Source organism: Halomonas sp. SIMBA_159, from assembly GCF_046536035.1.
In the GTDB taxonomy this organism is placed as follows: Bacteria; Pseudomonadota; Gammaproteobacteria; order Pseudomonadales; family Halomonadaceae; genus Vreelandella; species Vreelandella venusta_A.
The window spans coordinates 1-380 of sequence record NZ_JAWJBT010000157.1; the positions used below are offsets into that span (position 1 = coordinate 1).

Genomic DNA, 380 nt, shown 5'->3' on the forward strand with positions numbered 1-380 from the left:
GCATTGACTGTCTATTACGCTCTGCTGCTGGAATCCTTCTTGGAGCTCGGCAATGTGCTTGGCTTCTCGGAAGAACAGATCGTGGAAGCATACGAGCAAAAGAATCAAATCAATTGGGAACGCCAGGGGTCCGGATATTGACTTGGATAAAAGGTAAGACCTACACAGCTGCACAAGAAGAACTGTCACGGGCTCTTTCGTCTCAACAAACTATTAGTGTTAAGAAACTTACGCGACTGCTGAACAAGATGAACATTTCTGTTCAGCCGGGGAACTCTTCAGAGAATACCGAGATTGCTTATCTAAAATCCGAAATCCGAAAACGGGATAAAAAGTTGTCAGCAATGGGGGAAAGGCTGAAGAAGTTGAAAGGAGCAAAG

2 protein-coding genes are annotated in these 380 nt (G+C 45.0%); both read left to right on the top strand.

What is annotated here, in order from left to right:
* Positions 1-54 precede the first annotated feature (54 nt).
* A complete protein-coding gene (locus tag R0J87_RS18800) occupies positions 55-141 on the top strand; it encodes a dUTP diphosphatase (protein ID WP_498888107.1) in 87 nt (28 codons plus the stop codon).
* Positions 138-380, top strand: a 243-nt coding sequence (locus tag R0J87_RS18805) for a hypothetical protein (RefSeq protein ID WP_498888105.1), incomplete at its 3' end; no start/stop codon positions are given. The genes R0J87_RS18800 and R0J87_RS18805, both read left to right, overlap by 4 nt.